The following is a 17,038-nucleotide window of genomic DNA, read 5'->3' on the forward strand; positions in this document are numbered from 1 at the left end:
CGAGGCGACCATTCGAGTCCCTCGAGCCCTGACCGGGGACGATGCGCGGCTCAGCGCTCGGGTGCGTTCCTCACGACCCTGCGCGACGGACGGTCTCGAACAGGTCGTCCGCGCCGACCTGGCCGCCCTTGAGCAGCAGCTCGACCCCGTCCACCGCGGCGTCGTCGCTGTGCGCGCGCAGCAGCACGACGTTGCCTCCCAGACGGGCGGCGAGCGACAGCGACGTGACACCCAGCATCCGAACGACCCTGCTGGACGTGTCGCCGCCGGACACGACGACGCGACGGGTGAGCCCGTCGTCGAGCGCGTCGCGCACCGCGGATGCCGCGGCCCGGGCGATCGCCTCGACCGGCTCGCGTCCGCCGAACGTCAACGCGTCGTCGTCCGCCGTGAGCGCGACGCTGCGACCGGCCCGCAGCGACGCCCGCACGTCGTCGCGGACCCCCGGGGCCAGGCGGAACGCCGACCAGCCCGCCGCGACGGCCGCATCGAACTGGCGCCGTGTGGCGGGCGACCGGCTGCCCGAGACGACGAGCACGGGACCCGATGCCGCCGGTCGGCCGACGTCCTCCTGCCCCGAGCCCGGCCGGGCGAGCAGGAGGGCGCGCGTCAGGCCGCCGGAGCCGAGGACGAAGCCGGGTGCGGGCGACCCGGCCACGACGGCCGCGCCAACAACGGCGAGGTGGTCGTCGTCGAGGGCGTCGAGCACGAGCGCCGCCTCGGAGGCATCCCGGATCCGGTCCCGCAGGACGCCCGTCGAGGTGTAGTCGGTGAAGGGCACCGACCCGATCGGCAGCGCGGTCTGGCGGGCGAGGAACCGGGCGAGGTCCGCCTCGTCGATCGGCGTGGAGGGATGTGCCGACATCGTGGGCTGCCGGTCGAGGCGGTGCACGGTGCCGTTCTCGGCGGCGAAGTGCGTGCCGAACGCAGTGAAGCGGCCGAAGTCCGGCTGCGCGAACAGCAGCGGCACCGGCGCCTCGCCGAAGACCTCGCGCCCGATCTCGAGGACCCGTCCGAGGCTCCCGATCGCGGGCGAGGAGTCCGCCGTGGAGCAGGCCTTGTACTGCACGACGGGAGCGCCCGCGTCGCGGAGGGCCGTCAGGGCGGGCCGGACCTCCGCGTCGAGCTCGAGTGTGGGCAGCGACCGCCCGATGCCCGCGACCCCGACGACGTCGACGGCCTGCGCCGCGCCACGGAGATCGGATGCCGACGGTCGCCCCACGAATAGCCGGCCCGTCCTCCCGAGCCTCGCCGCCTGCAGGAGGACGTCGACGCTGCCCGTCACGTCGTCGCCGTAGAAGGCGAGCTCAGCCACGCGGCTCGCCGAACTGCGAGGCCGCCCGCCGGAACGGAGGGCTCGCGGCGAGTGCCGCGCGCACGTCCTCGCCGCGCTCGGCCGACGCCCACGCATCGCGCATCGACGCGACACCGCCGGCGGGACCGTCGGGGTGCCCGTGGATGCCGCCTCCGGCGAGCACGAGCAGGTCGCTCGTACCGGTCGCCGCCCGCGTCGCGTGGGCGAGGCCCGCCCACTGCCCGGAGGACAGGACGGGAACGGTCGTCTCGAGGCCGAGCAGGGGTGCGCGGACGTCGGCGACGGCGGTGAGCACCTGCTCGTCGGACTCGTAGAACTTGTTCGAGATGCCGTTCGTGTGCAGGTGGTCGGCCCCGCAGAGCCGCGCGAGCTTCTGCCAGGCGCGGAACGCCACACCCACCTGGTCGGACCGGCTGACGGCGCCGAACATGGCGCGGTGGCCGTGGATCGGCACCTGCGCGAACCTGTTGAGGTGGGCGAGGCCCGCGAGGCCCACCATGTTGATGCACGCCATGACGCAGGTCCCGCCCGCGCCGACGACGAGATCGTGGTTCTCCTCGAGCACGTGGATGTCGTCGGTGATGTTGAAGGCGTACATCGGCATGCGGCCGGTGCGATCGGCGTGACGGTGGAGCACGGGCATGACCGCCGCGACTCGCTCGGCCAGCGGGGAGTGAGGCGCGTTCCCCTGCAGCTCGTCGTCTTTGATGAAATCGACGCCCGCCGCGACGAGCTCCTCGACGACCTCGGCCAGCTCTGCGGGTGACAACCCGATGCTCGGTTTCACGATCGTGCCGATGAGCGCGCCAGACGGTCGTCCCATGAGCTCGCGGGTGCCGTCGAGTCCGTACCTCGGGCCGGCGTAACGATCGCCGAAGGCCTGCGGCAGGTCGAGGTCGAGGAGCTTCACCGCGGCGAGCTCCTTGATCTCGAACAGGTTGCCCGCGACCGCGGCCTGCAGGTTCGGGATCGACGGGCCGAAGTTGTCGAGCGGGAAGCTCAGCCGCAGGACGGCTCGACGGCGCACGGCCGGATCGCCGACGGCGCCCGGTAGCGGCGCCGAGCCGGTGAGCGGCACCTCGGTCACGTCGACGACCTGCGCGGCGAACCTGGCGCGGACGTCGTCCGTCTCGCGCGCGACGCGCACGAACGTGCCGGTCGACTGCTCGCCGGCGAGGACCTCAGCGGCGTGCTCGAGCGGCAGCGACGTCTCGATCGCGTACGTCGCGACGACCCGGTCATCCGCCACGGTCACCACACCACCGGGAGCCACACCGACATCTCGCCCGGACCGCGGTTTGCCCACGCGAAGTAGGGCACGAGTCGGACGGATGCCGCGCCCACCGGCGCGGTCGACAGGTCGTCCCACAGGGCGTCGCCGGACTCGGGCAGCACGGCGAGCTCGGTCTCGAGGACGGTCATCCGGGTGCCCGCGATCTCGGCCTCCTCGGCGCGGAACTCCGAGCCGCGCCGCAGCGCCGCCTGCTCGAGTCGAACGCCGGGCGGGAGGTCCGCGCTCTCGACGCAGTAGACGACCGGGCCGCGCTGGATCGCGACCTGGCCGGTCGCCTCCTCGACGAGACGGTGCCCGCGCAGCATCCTCACCGGCATCGGCAACTCCAGGACGACCTCGTCGCCCGCGGACCACGCACGGTCGAGCCGCGTGTACGTGCCGGCTCCGGTGACCGGCACGGCCTCGCCGTTCACGCGGACGGTCGCACCGCGGGACCAGCCGGGGATGCGCAGGTGCAGCGGCAGCCCGCCGCCCTGTGCCTCGGTCACCGCGAAGACGATGCGGCCGTCCCAGGGGTAGTCGCTCGACTCCCGCAGGGCGAGTGTGTGGCCGTCCTCGCCCGCGACCCGCACCTCGCTACCCCCGTACTGGTGGACGAAGACGCCCTCGGCACCGACCGACGCCGCGCGCTCGTGGAATCGCGAGAGGGTGCGGGCCGTGTTCGGCGGACAGCAGAAGCAGCTGAGGTACCGCTCGCGCAGCCGTTCGTCGGAGGGCGGCGGAGCCGGCACCGGGTGGAGGCCGGTGTCGCCCGGGCGGCGGAGCTCGAACGGCAGATCCCGCACCTGGCGGAGGGCGTTCGTGTAGAAGTACTCGCGCCCGTCGAGTGAGATCCCCGCGAGCAGCGCGTTGAAGGCGACCTGCTCGATGACGTCGGCGTACTTCGCGTCGCCGGTGACCGCCAGCATCCGCTCGCTCCACAGGATCATCCCGATGTTCGCGCAGGACTCCGCGTGCGCGGTCGTGTGCGGCAGCTGATAGGCGCGTCCGTAGGCCTGATGGATGCGGCTGATCTCCTCCTGCCACGGATGTCCGTCCGGGGACGCCCCGTCGTACAGCGCGCCGCATCCCCCGGTCAGGTACAGCTTCGTGTGCACGACGTCGTCCCACAGGTGCTCGAGGACGCCGCGGAGCGCGGTATCGCCGGTCTCCGCGACGAGATCCGCCAGGCCGGCATACAGGTAGTTCGCCCGCACCGCATGCCCCGCGACGACCGTCTGGTCGAAGACGGCGAGGCGGTCCTGGTTGTCGTCGCCGCCCTCGTCGAACTCGTCGCGGACGCGGAGGAATCCACGCGCGAGGTCGAGGTACCGTGCCTCGCCGGTGGCGCGGTAGAGCTCGAGCACCGCCATGTAGTGGGAGGGGCAGATCGCGCTGCGGGCGAGTTCGACCGGCTTCTCGGTCGCGAGGGACTCGAGGAAGCCGGCCGCCCTGCGCGCGACGTCGAGCAGCACGCTCGAGCCGGTCACCTCGTGGTGGCGCACGCCCATGGTGATCAGGTGCCCGAGGTTGTACGTCTCGAAGTGGAAGCGGTCGGCCAGGGGCGCCGCGCCCTCGTGGTGACGCTGCGCGATCAGGGTCGCGGTGTGCAGGTAGCCGTCCTCGCGCTGGACGGACGCGATGAGCCGCGCGAGCTCGTCGACCGTCTCGGCGAGCCACGGCTCAGGGTGGGTCTCCAGCTGGGCGATGGCCGCTTCGAGCCACTTGTAGAAGTCACCGTCCATGAACGGCGGGCCGGCGTGGTCGCCGTCCTCGAGTCCGGCGGCGATGCGGAAGTTCCGGAGCGCCGGACTCGCGTCTGGGTCGCGCAGCGCCTGCCACATGTCGGGCACGGTCACGGTGCGCGTCCGTTCGCCCACCGACCCCCAGAATCCGCTGGGCCAGCTCGCGCCCCCGGCGCCCACCGGGGTGAGTGCGGTCGTCATCGGTCGTCTCCTCGGAGGTCGGCGAGCAGGTCGGCGAGTCGGCGCACGCCCGGGTCGATGCTCGAGAACACCGGGACGGCGACCGCGGCGGACGCGGCGGCGGACGCCATCGACGCCTGCGCCAGCACGACGACGTCGCTCGCGCCCGCCGCCTGCTCGATCTGCGCCACGACGAGCGCGTCGTGCGCGGCGCGATCACCCGCGGCCACGGCGGCGAAGGCACCGTCCACCAGGTGCTCGCGGATCTCGACCTCGGCGCCGGCCCGCTCGGCGCGCTCGCGGATGAGGGCGACGGTGGGTCGCAGCGTCGCCCTGAGCGTGGCGATGACCGCGATGCGGCGGTGCGCGACGGCGTCGTCCGCCATCGCCTCGTCGATGCGGAGCACCGGCACGCCCACGTCGCGAGAGGTCGGTGCCGCCAGCTCGGAGATGGACGAGCACGTGAGCATGACGGCGTCGGCCCCGCCCCGCCTGGCCGCCCGCACCAGGTCCGCGACCCGGTCGGGGACGGATGCCGCCCGCGTCGGATCGCCCAGGTCGGCGACGATCCGGTCGTCGAGGTAGTTCACGACCGTCGCATCCGGGATCGCGTCCCGGACCCGTTCGGACACCGGTCCGATGACGACGGCTCCCGTGTGCACCAGCGCCACCCGCGTCATGCGACGACCGCCGTCCGGACCGCCGCCAGGACCCGCTCGTGACGACCGTGGCCGACCTCCTCGGATTCGGCGCCGGGGAGCTCGAGCACGCCCGTCGCCCCCACGGGCACCTCGATCTCGACGCGCAGGCGGTCGCCCTCGAGCGTCCAGGCGATCGAGGCATCGCCGTACGGCGTGCGGTGCCGGGCGGACGCCGAGGTGAGTCCGCCGCCGGGGCGCGGCGCGAAGCGGATGCGCGAGTACCCGGCATCCGCCGGAGCGAGACCGGCGATGACCCGGTGCATCCAATCGGCCACGGCGCCGAGGGCGTAGTGGTTGAAGGACGTCATCGAGCCCGGGTTGACCGTCCCGTCGGGCAGCATCGAATCCCACCGCTCCCAGACCGTCGTGGCGCCCATTTCGACCTGGTACAGCCACGACGGGCTGCGCCGTTCGAGGAGCAGGTCGTACGCGGTGTCGAGCTGGTCGTTGCCGCTCAGCGCATCGGTGACCAGGGGCGTCCCGACGAATCCGGTCGCGATCCGGTTGCCGTCGCGGCGGACGAGCTCCGCCAGACGTTCCGCCGCGGGCGCACGATGCGCCTCGGTCAGCAGGTCGAACTCGAGCGCCAGGGCGTATGCGGTCTGGGCGTCGGAGCTCATGCGGCCGTCGCCGCGGATGTACGTGCGGCGGAAGGCCTCGGCGACCTCGTCGGCGAGGCTCCGGTACCGCGCGGCATCCGCGTCGTCGCCGAGCACCTCGGCTATCTGCGAGACCACGCGCGCCGACCTCGCGAAGTACGCGGTCGCGACGAGGTAGCGGTCGGTGCGTCCCGCGGCCGGGTCGTGCGGGGGAGCGGCCGGGTCCAGCCAGTCGCCCAGCTGATACCCGCTGTCCCACAGCCGAGAGGGGCCGGCGATGTCGGCGATGAGGTCGACCCAGGCCCGCGCCCCGGCGTACTGGTCGCGGAGGACACCGGTGTCGCCGAAGCGCTCGTAGAGCGTCCACGGGACGACGGTCGCGGCATCCCCCCACGCGGCCCCCGGGCGCTGCGGGGTCCACATGGTGTCGGCGGGGATGACCGGGACGAACCACGGCACCGTGCCGTCGGGCAGCTGCTCGGCGGACAGATCGCGCAGCCACCCGGTGAGCATGCCCGAGCAGTCGTAGAGGAAGGATGCCGTGGGCGCGAACACCTGGATGTCACCGGTCCACCCGAGGCGCTCGTCGCGCTGGGGGCAGTCGGTCGGCACGTCGACGAAGTTGCCGCGCATGCCCCAGACGATGTTGCGGTGCAGGCGATCGAGCATCGGGTCGGACGAGGAGAACCAGCCGGTCCGCTCGAGATCGGTGTGGAGGACACGGGCGGTGAAGGCGCCTGCCGCCGCGTCGGCGTCGAGGTCGCCCGGCCAGCCGTCGACCTCGACGTACCGGAAGCCGTGGAACGTGAACCGGGGCTGCCACTGCTCGCCCTCCGGTCGTCCCGCGAAGACGTAACGATCGGTGGAGACGGCGTCGCGGAGGGGTCGGGTGTACAGCTCGCCCTCCTGCAGCACCTCGGCCGTCCGCAGTGTCACGGTGTCGCCGCTTGCACCCCTGCCGCGCAGGCGCACGACGCCGACGAGGTTCTGGCCGAAGTCGAGGATGCGCCGTCCGCTCGGCGTCGTCAGCACCGCGACGGGGGCGACGTCCTCGACGACCCGGACCGGCGGCGCCGTGGGCGCGACGAGGGTCGCCGGGTCGCGGCGCCGCAGCTGCACGCGCTCCCACCCGGTGTCGTCGAACCCCGGCAGCGACCACCCGGCCCGTTCGTCGCGGGCGTCGTACGTCTCGCCGTCGTACAGGCCCGAGGTCACGATGGGGCTGGGCGCCGCACGCCAGGTCGTGTCCGTCGCGACGACGTCGGTGGTGCCGTCGGCGTAGACGAGCTCGAGCTGGGCGAGGAACGACAGGTCGTCGCCGAAGAGGTTGCGGAAGCCGCCGCGCCACCCGAGCCGCCCGCGGTACCAGCCGTCGCCGAGCCAGGCGCCCACGACGTTCTCTCCCGCGGTGAGCGCGGAGGTGATGTCGTAGGTGTAGTACCGCAGGCGCTCGCGGTAGACGGTCCATCCCGGCGAGAGCACGTCGTCGCCCACCCGCCGGCCGTTGACCTCGGCCTCGTAGACGCCGTGCGCCGTCGCATACAGCCGCGCGCGCACGAGGCCGTCCCGGACGCGGAACGCGCGTCGCACAAGAGAAGGGCGGCGGGTGTCGGTCATGGGGTTCTCGTTCCAGAGCGCTCCCACGGGGCCCGCGACCCAGTCGGCGGCATCGAGCAGACCGGTCTCGACGGTCGCCCACGCCCCGGGAGCGCTCCACGCTCCGTCCTCGCCGCGGACGCTCACCCGCACGCGAGCGATGTCCCGCGAGCGCAGCGGTGCGGCGGGCCAGGCGACGAGGATCTGCGCGGCATCCTCGCGCTCGTGGACGTCGACTGCGCCGCCGCGCTCGATCTCGATACGGGATGCGGTCTGCGTCCAGCCTGCCGGTGCCGACGTGATCGTCCACGACAGACGCGGCTCGCTCTCGCCGATGCCCAGCGGCTCCCGGTGGTGCTCGAATCGGGTGGCCGACACGATCGGCGTCATGGTGTGCTCCTGCATGCTCGAAACGTTTCAGAGTAAAGAGGTGTTGTGGCTCGCGTTCGCGCGGCCCTAGAGTTGTGACGTTTCAATAACCCGTGCGGTGCCGCATGGATGCCGCGCCGTCGGCCCTCGGCCCCGCGACCCCCGGAGGCCCAGGAATGCGCAGCGCCAAGACCATCGCCGTGACCGGCAGCAGCGGAACGCTCGGACGCGCCGTCGTGGAGCGCCTGCTCGCGGACGGTCACGCGGTGATCGGCTTCGACCTCGCCGGGCAACCCGGCCCCGGGTTCACCCGCGTCGACCTCACCGACTACGGCCAGACCCTCGATGCGATGCTCGGGGTCACCGCCCGGCACTCGGGCATCGACGCCCTGGTGCACCTCGCGGCGATCCCGGTGAACGGACTCGTCCCCGACGTCGCCACCTTCGAGAACAACGTCCTCGTGAGCTCGCACGTTCTGTTCGCGGCACGTCGCGCCGGCATCCGCGCCGTCGTGCTGGCGTCGAGCATCACCGCGGCGGGCTTCCCGTTCGACGTCGCGCCGCCGCGGCTCCCGGTCGACGAGACCTACACGGGCGCGTTCACGACCTACGGGCTCGGCAAGGTCGTCGAGGAGGCCATGGCGGCTCAGCTCGTGGGCTGGGACGACGACCTCTCCATCACCGCCCTGCGGTTCACGAACGTCGTGGCGCCGGATGCGTACGACACCTTCGAGCGCGCCGCCGAACCCGACTACCGGCGTGACCTGGTGGGCTCGTGGATCGACGCCCGCGACGGCGCCGAGGCGGTGGCGCTGGCACTGTCCGCAGCGCAGCCCGGCTTCGAGGTCTACAACGTCGCCGCTCCCACCTCGGGCACCGCGACCCCGTCGCGCGAGCTCGCGGAGCGCTGGTTCCCCGGCACGCCGGTCGCCGATGACCTCGGCGAGTTCGAATCCCTGCTGTCCACCCGCCGCATCCGGGAGCGTCTGGGATTCACCGCTCGCCACGACTGGCGCTGACGCGGTCGTCATCCCTTCACCGCGCCGGCCGCGAGGCCCTTCATGATGCGCTGGTTGAGGAACAGGTAGAGGAACAGGATGCCGAAGACCGTGATGCAGATCGCGGCGAACAGCGGCCCGTAGTTGATCGCGCCGTACTCCCCGGAGAAGTTCAGGAGGCCGACCTGGATGGTGTTGAGGCTGCGCTTGCCGCCGAAGACCAGGGCGATCAGCAGGTCGTTCCAGATGAGGAAGAACTGCACGATCGCGACCGTCAGGATGGCGTTGCGCATCATCGGGAACCCGATCGAGAAGAATGCCCGGATCATCGAGGCGCCGTCGATCGTGGCGGCCTCGAAGATCTCGCGCGGGATCGCCCGGAAGTAGGTCGCCATCATGAAGACGGTGAGGGGCAGGCCGCCGGCGATGTAGATGAGGATCATCGGCAGGTGCGAGCCGTTGATGCCGAGCTCGAAGAACGTGTTGAACAGCGGCAGGATGATCATCTGCCCGGGGATCATGATGCCCGCGAGGAACAGCAGCAGGATGCCCCCGCGGCCCCGGAAGACGAGCACCTCCAGCGCGAACCCGGCTGCGGTGCCGAACAGGACGATGAACACCAGCGACGGCACGGTCACGATGACGGAGTTCATCACGGTGGTCGAGAGGTTGCCGGTCTCCCAGGCGTTGGCGTAGTTGTCCCACCGCCACTCCTCGGGGAACGTGTAGGACGGGTTGTTCAGGAAGTCGCTGTTGGACTTCAGCGAGTTGATGAACATCCAGAACAGCGGATAGGCGGTCACGAGGATCAGGAACGCGATCGTCAGCCAGGTGGGGATCTTGCCGAGGAGTCGCGCGGCGGCGGCGCCGCGCGACTGCCGCTGGGGGATGAAGGCGTGCGGGGTGTGGACGGCGGTCGTCTCGAGAGTGGAGGTCATCGGTCGCTCCTCAGACGGTGTTGTCGCGGCGCGACGAACGGAAGATGGCGAGGGTGACGAGCAGGCACATGATCGTCAGCAGCAGGGCGATCGTCGAGCCGTACCCGAAGTCGCTGTACTGGAACGCGGTCCGGTACATGTACAGCGTCAGCGGGGTGGTCTGGTTGCCGGGCCCGCCGCCGGTGAGGGCGAAGACCGAGTCGAAGACCTTGATCGTCCCGTTGATGCTGAAGATGAACGACGCGAACAGGATGGGCAGCGACATCGGCAGGATGATGTGGCGGAACAGCCCGAACCGCTGCGCCCCGTCGAGGCGGGCGGACTCGATGATGTCGTCGGGGATGTCGAGCAGGCCCGAGAAGACGAGGACGCCGTAGAAGCCGACGGAGCGCCAGACGTCCATGATGACGACGACGTAGAAGGCCGAGTCGCCGGCGCCGAGCCAGTCGACCGATGAGAGCCCCACGTTCACGAGCAGCTCGTTGGCGAGCCCATCGTTCGGGGCCGACTGGAAGATCTTCTGGTACAGGATGCCGATGGCCACCGTGGGCAGCACGACGGGGAAGAAGACGAGGGTGCGGACGATCACCGACGACCGTCGCAGCACGTACTGGTAGAGCAGGGCGAGGCCGTAGCCGATGACCACCTGCAGCAGGGTCACGACGAGCGCGTAGCGGACGGTGAACCAGAACGCATCCCAGATGTAGGGGTCCGTGGTCAGGCGGGTGAAGTTCTCGACGCCGTTGAACTCGAAGCCGCCGAGGATGCTGCCCGTGAAGAACGTGAGGCCGAAGGACCACGCCACCGGCACGACCATGATGAGCGTGTAGACGAGCAGTGCGGGGGTGAGGAGGAGGACGATCGCCTTGCGGTCCCCCAGGACGGACTTCATGGGTGGCGGCCTTTCGGGTGCGGGTGCCGAGGATGGGACGACCCGGGGCCCGCCGCAGCGGGCGCCCGGGTCGCGGTGCCGATCAGCCGGCGTCGAGGGCGTCCTGGACGAGCTTCATGAATTCCTCGGCCGAGAGCTGGCCCGTGGCCAGCAGCGCCGCGTTGGTGGAGGAGATGCTCGATGCCTTCGCGTTGAAGAGCGCCTCGAACCAGAGAACGCTGTCGGTGGCCGTGGCGATCTCGTCTGCGACCGTCTGCGAGATCTCGGGCAGGTCGGCCTCTTCGTCGGAGATGAAGCCGGTGATCTGGCCCTGCTTGAGCGCCTCGGTGCCGTAGTTCTCGACGATGCAGCCGAGCCAGTCGCCCACGCCGTTGTCGGCGGAGTAGGTCGCCGCGTTGAAGGTGGCCGGGAGGCCGACGTTCGACGGGTACTCGTCGATCGATCCGGCACCGCCGTCGACGGCCGGGAACTTGAAGAACCCGACGTTGTCGGCGCCGATCTGGTTGCCGTCGCCGTTGATGTTGCCGAGCAGCCAGCTGCCCATGTAGATCATCGCGGCCTTGCCGGTGAGGAACTCGTTCGAGGCGGCGTCGTAGTCCAGCGATGCGACGTTCGACCCGAAGTAGCCCTCAGCGCCGAGGTCGGCGATCGCCTGTGCGGCCTCGACGTACTCGGGGTCGGTCAGCTTGGCGTCGCCGTCGGCGACCTTCTGCAGCGCGTCCGCGCCGAGGGAGCGGAACAGGTAGCCGCTGACGAGGCGCGTGAGGGGCCAGCCCTGCTCGCCCGACGCCGCGAAGGCGGTGAGGCCCGCGCTCTTGGCTTCGCCGGCGACCGTGAGCAGGTCGTCCCACGTCTCGGGGACGTCCCAGCCGTTCTCCTCGAAGACGGCCTTGTTGTAGAAGATGCCCTCGATGTTGTACTGGAAGGGCAGGAACGTGAACTCGCCGCCGTACAGCTTCTTGATCGTCGAGACGGCGCCCTCGGCGACCTTGTCGCGGACGCCGAGCTCTTCGAGCGCCTCGTCAAAGTCGACGAGGTAGCCGCCCTCGGCGAGCTTCGCACCCTCGGCGGGGTTGCCGCCGGCGGAGAACATCGGGGGCAGGCCGTCCTGCGTCGCCAGCAGCTGGATCTGCGCATCGAGCTCGGCCTGCGGGATCGAGCTGACCTCGAGCGGCATGGCGTCGTTCTCTGCCTCGCAGGACCCGGCCACCAGGGCATCGAGGACCGGCTCGGTCGTCGTGTTCTCGGCGTTCTTCAGGAACTCGAGGGACGAGGGTGCCTCGACGTTGCCGCCGCCCCCGCCTCCGCCGCCCGAGCACCCGGCCAGGACCAGGACGCTCGCGCCGATCAGTGCTGCGGTTCCGGCGATGGGCCCGCGGAGACGCCGCCCTTGTGCTGTGAACACATTTCCTCCTTGAAAGTGGCGTCTCGGCTTTGAGACGTTTCAAAGAGGATGCTAGGGCGAGCCGCTCATCAGGTCAAGGGTGAGTTGCCGGCCGTCACCGAACCGTGTCCTCACGCGGGACGCGAGCGCATCGCACCAGGCTGACTCACGCGCCCGCGATCTTGAAACGTCCCAAACCATACGGTGCTGAGTTACTCTGGTCGACACTGCCGGGAACGAAGGAGCCACCGCATGGCCAGAGTGGGCATCCGCGATGTCGCGGTCCTCGCGGACGTCGCCGTCGGCACGGTCTCGAACTACCTGAACCACCCCGACCGTGTCTCGGCGCCGAAGGCCGATCGCATCCGCGCGGCGATCGACACGCTCGGGTTCGTGCCGAGCAACGCGGGGCGTCAGCTGCGCCTGGGCACCAGCCAGGTCATCGGCTACCTGGCGCCGGATGTGAGCAACCCGTACTTCGCGGGCATCGCCGAGCGGGTCGAGCGGCGAGCCGACGAGCGGGGGGTCACGGTCTTCCTCGCGAACTCGCATCGCAGTCGCGAGCGTGAGGACGCTTACCTCGAAGTCTTCGAGCAGCACCGCGTGAAGGGCATGCTCGTCTCGTCCCATCTGCCGATCGAGGACCGCCTCGCACAGCTGCACCGTCGCGGCACCCCGTCGGTGCTGGTGGGTCAGCGGGCGCGAGGCGACGAGCAGGCCTCGGTCTCGCTCGACGACGTGTCGGGCGGGCGTCAGGCGATGCGGCACCTGCTCGATGTCGGATGCCGCCGGATCGCCTTCGTGGGTGGGCCGCTCGGCATCCCGCAGGTCGCCGATCGCCTCAGCGGATCGAGCGGCGAGGTGCGGCTGCACGGGTCCGCCACCCTCGAGGTCATCGATCAGCCCGACCGCACCGTGCAGGGCGGTCTCGAGGTGGGCCGGGCGCTGGCGGCTCGCCCCGCCGCGATGCGGCCCGACGGCATCTTCGCCGTCAACGACCTGCTCGCCATCGGCATCATGCAGCAGCTCGTCCTGGGCGGGGTGTCCGTTCCCCGCGACGTCGCGATCGTCGGCTACGACGACAACGAGTTCGCCGAGGCATCCCTCATCCCGCTCTCGAGCGTCCGCGGACGGCACGAGGGGTTCGGTGTCGCCGTCGTCGACCTGCTCTTCGATGCGATCGAGCGGCGGGAGATCGCGGAGCCGCACCGGATGTTCGACCCTGAGCTCGTCGTCCGCGCGAGCTCGACCGGCTTCGGCGTCGGCTGAGTCCGGCGCCCGTCGACGCGTCAGAACTCGGCGACGACGGGCCTGCCCTCGAGCCACGCGATCATGTTCAGCACCAGGAAGTTCCAGTTCTGAAAGTTCCTCGTCATGATCGGCTCGCCGGTGTCGGGGTGGTAGTACTCGTGCAGGCAGCCGCTCGTCTCGAGGTCCCGTCCGAACAGCGTGACCGTCTGCTCCGCGAGCGTGCGGGCGTCGTCGGCGAAGCCGTACTTCACGAGTCCCCGGAACACGAGGTAGTTGCTGATGCCCCACACCGGACCCAGCCAGTTCGACGGGTTGTTCGAGGCGCGGAGGTCGTACTGCTGCTCGAGCGCGGAGAGGGTGCGGACGCCGTAGGCGGCCCGGAAGGTGCGTCGCTCCTGCAGTCGCTCGCGCATGCGGTCGGCTCGCGCCTGCGTCGGAATGCCCGCCCAGAGCGGCAGGAAGCTCGACCAGTTGTCGACGCGGAGGAGGACGGACGACCAGGCGCGCGGCGCGCCGCGATGCAGCCAGTCCTCGGTGTCGACGGCCCGCAGGTTGAGATCGGCGCTGTAGAAGGTGCCGTCCCGCTCGTCCCACAGGTGGCGGTTCACCGCGTCGGCCAGATCCTGCGCCCGGCGGCGCCAGTGCACGGCCTCGTCGACCCTGTCGGCGTCCTCGAGCAGCGACCCGAGGGCGAGGAGCTCGCGGTACAGGAGCGAGTTGAGGTAGATCGACGCGGTGCTGCCGACCGGTCGGTAGTAGACCGACGGATCGTTGTCGACGCCGATCGCGAAGTCGCTCTGCCAGAAGGCGAGACCCGTCTCTGCGTGCACGTGGCTCTCGAGGTACCGCGAGACGAAGCGTTCGATGACCGGCAGGGCATCGCCGACCCACGATCGGTCCGGCGTCCGCCGGGCCAGGAGGGCCGTCTGCTGGGCGATGACCGGCTTGTGCATGTTCTCGGTGAATCCGGCCGCGCGACTCGGGTCGGCGTGCAGCACGGGGCCACCGGGTTTGAGCAGGATCGGCATCACGCCGTCGTCGTCGGTGTGATCGAGGAAGTTGAGGATCGTGCCCCGCTCGTACGCGGCGAACCGCCCGGGCTCGCCCCGGTCGAGTTCGATCTGCCCGAGGACCGCGCTGATGAACCACGAATCCCAGTCCCATAGCGCCGAGGAGTAGTACGGCGAGTCGGGTGAGCTCGGCACGGTGTACGGGTGCCGGAGGATGCCGGAGGGTTCGCGCGTCATCTGCGCCCCGTGTTCGTGCACGTGGTCGGTCAGCGCCCGCATCCAGCGCTCGATCATGTGGTCTCCTCCTCGTGAAGGTCGACGCGGCGGAAGGCGGCTGCGGCGACGTCGATCGTGCGCGTGCCGGCGTGCACGGCGACGGTCACCGAGCGCGCCGCGCGGTCGAGGTTCGCGACGAGCAGCGTCGTGCGACCGCCCCGTCGGTGTCCGATCGCCCAGACCAGCCCGTCGGGGCTGTCACCCCAGAGCAGGTCGCCGCCGGAGTCGGCGGCGAGCTCGCGCAGCGCGGATGCCACGGGCAGGTCGGTGCCGTCCGAGGACCGGATGCCCCGAGGTCCCCACTCCTCGAAGAACGACAGTGAGGCGACTCCGGGGACGGCGAGCGCCGCCGCGCTCGCAACCGTCCACGCGGCGAGTTCCGGCGCCGACTGACGGGTGTCCGTCGTGCCGGTGAACTCCGCTCCGTAGCCCTGCGACAAATCGCCGCGGGTGGGCGCAGGTTGCGGACCGGTCGCGACGTCGTTGAAGCGCGGTCGCAGCGAGACCGGCCCGATGTGCACCGGTGTGCCGTCGGCGTACCCCACCGCCTGGGTCGCGACGAGCCGCTGCACGGCGACGGACTCGACGAGCTGCTCGGTGCCGGTGGCGTGGAACAGCGGGGTGACCGTCGTGAGGATGCCGTCGAGATCGCTCGGCAGCCGGTGCCGTTCGCGATTCAGCTCCGTGAAGTGGGACCGCGAGCCGCCGGTGACGGGCAGACGGATGCCGGCGCGGTCCAGCGCCGCGCGGAGCGCGGCCGTCGCCGGGGCGTCCGACACGTGGCGCGCGTCGCCGTCCGGCTGGAACGCGGCGACGCGCAGCACGTCGAGCCCTCGCAGCGCGGCGGCCGCGGCATCCAGCGCATCGGCGTCGTCGCCGAGGATGACCCGCACATCCAGGGGCACCGCGGATGCCGCGGCCCGGGCCAACGCGGCGGGCCACGTCGGGGTGCCGAGGTCGAGCTCGACGACGATGCCGTCGCCGACGGGCGCCACTGCGGGGGCCGGGTCCGGCGCGGTCGCCGCGCCCAGCAGGATCTGCGGAAAGCGTCCGCCGTCGCGCAGCGTGAGCACGTCGCCGTCATCCGTCCCGGCTGCGGCAGGCTCACCCGCCACCTCGATCGTCACCGATTGGCGCACGCGCTCGCCGGCCTCGACGCGGTAGGGGAACGGCAGGTCCAGCGGGCGGCTGTAGGTCTTGTACGAGGCGTCGGTCCAGTTGCGCTGGTCCTCCATCTCGAAGACGTCGCCGTCGAACGCGACGTCGACCGTCGCGCCCGGTACCTCCCACGTGAGCCCCGCGATGTCCCGCACCGGCTGGTGCGGGCTGATCGCGCGCGGGAAGGCGGTGCGCTCGCCGGTGCCGTCGGGATGCCGCACCTCGGCGGGCACGCCGGCCAGGGACGGCGGGTGCAGGACGACCAGGCCCGTGCGGTTCGTGTCGAACGCGGCACCCGCTTCGAGGTCGAGCAGCACCCGCAGCCCCGCGGGCCGGGCTTCGACGCGGACGACGCCCGAGAACGACGACCCGAGCCCCTCCGAGCGCACATGCAGCGTCAGCGTGACGTCGGTGCTCCGCACGCGGTCCACGACGAGGTTCGCGGTGTTCCAGTCGGCGTCGCGGACGACGGCGCGGATGCTGCGCAGCACCACCTTGCCGTGGGCGGCGATGTCGGCCAGCTCGTCGCCCCGCAGCTCGAGCGACCAGGGGCCGCTCCGCCACGACGGATGCTCGGTGTGCCAGACCATGTCAGAGCGAGGTCATCCCGCCGTCGACCTGGAACGTCGCCCCGGTCGCGAACGATCCGTCGTCGCTCGCGAGGTAGACCATGATCCCGGCGACGTCGTCCGGCGTCCCTGCGCGGCCGATCGGGATGCGGCTGACGATCGCGGCGCGGGACTCGGGGTCCTCACTGATGGCCGACACGAGCGGCGTCTCGGTGTAGGCGGGCTGCACCGTGTTGACCCGGATGCCGCGGTCGGCGTACGCCGCCGCGACCGTGCGGGAGAGCCCGTGCATCCCCGCCTTCGAGGCGCTGTAGGCGGTGAAGTCCTTGCCCTCGCCGTTGACGGCGGTGGGGCTGCCGGTGAGGATGATCGATCCGCCGCCGAGGGCGAGCATCGTGCGGACGGCGTACTTCACAGTCAGGAAGGCGCCGGTCAGGTTGACGTCGATCGTGCGGCGCCAGACGTCGAGGTCGAGGTCGGCCGCCGGCGCATCCTGACCGAACAGTTGGATGCCGGCGTTGGCCACCACCACGTTCGGTGCCCATCCGGCATCCGTCGCCGCCGCGAACCCCGCTTCGACCGACGCCTCGTCGGAGATGTCCATCGTCACCGCCATCGCGGCCTCGCCGATCCGCGCGGCTGCGGCTGCCGCGCCGTCGCCGTTGCGGTCGGCGAGGATCACGCGGGCGCCCTCGCGGGCGAAGCGCTCGGCCACCGCCGCGCCGATGCCGAGGGCGGCGCCGGTGACGAGGGCGGTCCTGCCGTGCAGTCGTGCCATGTCGCT

At 71.3% G+C, this 17,038-nt stretch carries 13 protein-coding genes; 2 read left to right on the forward strand and 11 right to left on the reverse strand.

All coding sequences use genetic code 11. From position 1 onward, the window contains the following. Positions 1-70: 70 nt before the first annotated feature. From KZX17_RS06220 to KZX17_RS06240, 5 genes are read right to left on the reverse strand one after another with little or no spacing between them, the layout of a single operon-like run. Positions 71-1,315, reverse strand: a complete 1,245-nt coding sequence (locus tag KZX17_RS06220; protein ID WP_248170080.1) for a four-carbon acid sugar kinase family protein — start codon at positions 1,313-1,315, stop codon at positions 71-73. Beyond that, positions 1,308-2,564, reverse strand: a complete 1,257-nt coding sequence (locus KZX17_RS06225) for a RuBisCO large subunit C-terminal-like domain-containing protein (RefSeq protein ID WP_248170079.1) — start codon at positions 2,562-2,564, stop codon at positions 1,308-1,310. Before KZX17_RS06225 ends, KZX17_RS06220 begins: the two co-directional genes overlap by 8 nt. A 2-nt stretch (positions 2,565-2,566) precedes the next feature. Continuing rightward, a complete protein-coding gene (locus KZX17_RS06230) occupies positions 2,567-4,534 on the reverse strand; it encodes a glycoside hydrolase family 127 protein (protein ID WP_248170078.1) in 1,968 nt (655 codons plus the stop codon). Continuing rightward, entirely contained in the window at positions 4,531-5,193 is a 663-nt protein-coding gene (locus tag KZX17_RS06235; protein WP_248170077.1) for an aspartate/glutamate racemase family protein, read from the reverse strand. The genes KZX17_RS06230 and KZX17_RS06235 overlap by 4 nt, the downstream gene beginning before the upstream one ends. Then, on the reverse strand, positions 5,190-7,814 hold the full coding sequence (locus tag KZX17_RS06240; protein ID WP_248170076.1) for an alpha-L-rhamnosidase: 2,625 nt from the start codon (positions 7,812-7,814) through the stop codon (positions 5,190-5,192). Before KZX17_RS06240 ends, KZX17_RS06235 begins: the two co-directional genes overlap by 4 nt. Positions 7,815-7,954: 140 nt before the next feature. On the opposite strand from KZX17_RS06240, the gene KZX17_RS06245 reads away from it, so the two are divergent. Beyond that, positions 7,955-8,797, forward strand: a complete 843-nt coding sequence (locus tag KZX17_RS06245; protein ID WP_248170075.1) for an NAD(P)-dependent oxidoreductase — start codon at positions 7,955-7,957, stop codon at positions 8,795-8,797. Positions 8,798-8,805: 8 nt separating this feature from the next. On the opposite strand, the gene KZX17_RS06250 is transcribed toward KZX17_RS06245, so the two are convergent. The 3 genes from KZX17_RS06250 to KZX17_RS06260 all read right to left on the reverse strand — a co-directional run bounded on the left by KZX17_RS06250 (position 8,806) and on the right by KZX17_RS06260 (position 12,011). Continuing rightward, positions 8,806-9,714 carry a carbohydrate ABC transporter permease gene (locus KZX17_RS06250; protein ID WP_248170074.1) on the reverse strand — a complete coding sequence of 303 codons (909 nt, stop codon included), beginning with the start codon at positions 9,712-9,714 and terminating at the stop codon, positions 8,806-8,808. Positions 9,715-9,724: 10 nt separating this feature from the next. Next, the gene (locus tag KZX17_RS06255) at positions 9,725-10,606 is read right to left on the reverse strand and encodes a carbohydrate ABC transporter permease (RefSeq protein WP_248170073.1); all 882 of its coding nucleotides are present in this window, start codon (positions 10,604-10,606) and stop codon (positions 9,725-9,727) included. An 82-nt stretch (positions 10,607-10,688) separates the two neighbouring features. Then, entirely contained in the window at positions 10,689-12,011 is a 1,323-nt protein-coding gene (locus tag KZX17_RS06260) for an extracellular solute-binding protein (protein WP_248170072.1), read from the reverse strand. Between the two features lie 231 nt (positions 12,012-12,242). On the opposite strand from KZX17_RS06260, the gene KZX17_RS06265 reads away from it, so the two are divergent. Further along, a complete protein-coding gene (locus KZX17_RS06265; RefSeq protein ID WP_248170071.1) occupies positions 12,243-13,259 on the forward strand; it encodes a LacI family DNA-binding transcriptional regulator in 1,017 nt (338 codons plus the stop codon). A gap of 20 nt (positions 13,260-13,279) precedes the next feature. On the opposite strand, the gene KZX17_RS06270 is transcribed toward KZX17_RS06265, so the two are convergent. The 3 genes from KZX17_RS06270 to KZX17_RS06280 are packed head-to-tail and all read right to left on the reverse strand — an operon-like array spanning position 13,280 to position 17,032. Further along, positions 13,280-14,545, reverse strand: a complete 1,266-nt coding sequence (locus tag KZX17_RS06270; RefSeq protein ID WP_248170070.1) for a trehalase family glycosidase — start codon at positions 14,543-14,545, stop codon at positions 13,280-13,282. Further along, complete coding sequence (locus tag KZX17_RS06275; RefSeq protein WP_248170069.1) at positions 14,542-16,275, reverse strand: hypothetical protein; 1,734 nt, start codon at positions 16,273-16,275, stop codon at positions 14,542-14,544. The genes KZX17_RS06270 and KZX17_RS06275 overlap by 4 nt, the downstream gene beginning before the upstream one ends. Position 16,276: 1 nt before the next feature. Continuing rightward, positions 16,277-17,032 carry an SDR family NAD(P)-dependent oxidoreductase gene (locus KZX17_RS06280; protein WP_248170068.1) on the reverse strand — a complete coding sequence of 252 codons (756 nt, stop codon included), beginning with the start codon at positions 17,030-17,032 and terminating at the stop codon, positions 16,277-16,279. Positions 17,033-17,038 lie beyond the last annotated feature (6 nt).

This window comes from Microbacterium sp. EYE_78 (assembly GCF_023149035.1).
GTDB lineage: Bacteria > Actinomycetota > Actinomycetes > Actinomycetales > Microbacteriaceae > Microbacterium.